The following is a 512-nucleotide window of genomic DNA, read 5'->3' as shown; positions in this document are numbered from 1 at the left end:
GGAGAAGTAGAATTAAGTACAACTGTGGATGCTAAACATTTTGAAAAAGATACAACATTAGTAGCTTTTGAAGAAGTGTATAAGGATAATACTTTAGTAGCATCACATAAGGACATTAACGATGCAGATCAAACAGTAAAGGTTAAACAACCAAAACCAGAACTAAAGACAGAAGCAAAAGTTAATGGAGAAAAAGAAGCAAAAGCAAAAGATGAATTAACATTAACAGATAAAGTAAGCTATAAGAATTTGGTAATCGGAAAAGAATATACAGTTAAGCTTGTTTGGATGGATAAGGAAACTAATCAACCATTTTTAGTAGATGGAAAAGAAGTAACAGCAGAAAAGACATTTGTAGCTGATAAGAGTGAAGGAGAAATAGAATTAAGTACAACTATAGATTCAAAACACTTCACAAAAGAAACAAAATTAGTAGCCTTTGAAAAGATGTTTGAAAATAATACTGAAGTAGGAGCCCATGAAGACATTAATGATGCAGATCAAACAGTTGT

The 512-nt window shown here is 31.1% G+C and carries 1 protein-coding gene; it reads left to right on the top strand.

The features are described 5' to 3' along the window. On the top strand, positions 1–512 hold a 512-nt coding region (locus tag VJI93_RS08475), incomplete at both ends, for a VaFE repeat-containing surface-anchored protein (RefSeq protein ID WP_324000500.1).

The organism is Parvimonas sp. M20 (genome assembly GCF_035282425.1).
GTDB lineage: Bacteria > Bacillota > Clostridia > Tissierellales > Peptoniphilaceae > Parvimonas.
The sequence above is the reverse complement of the archived record's forward strand: the minus strand, read 5'-3'. Positions and strand labels throughout refer to the sequence as shown.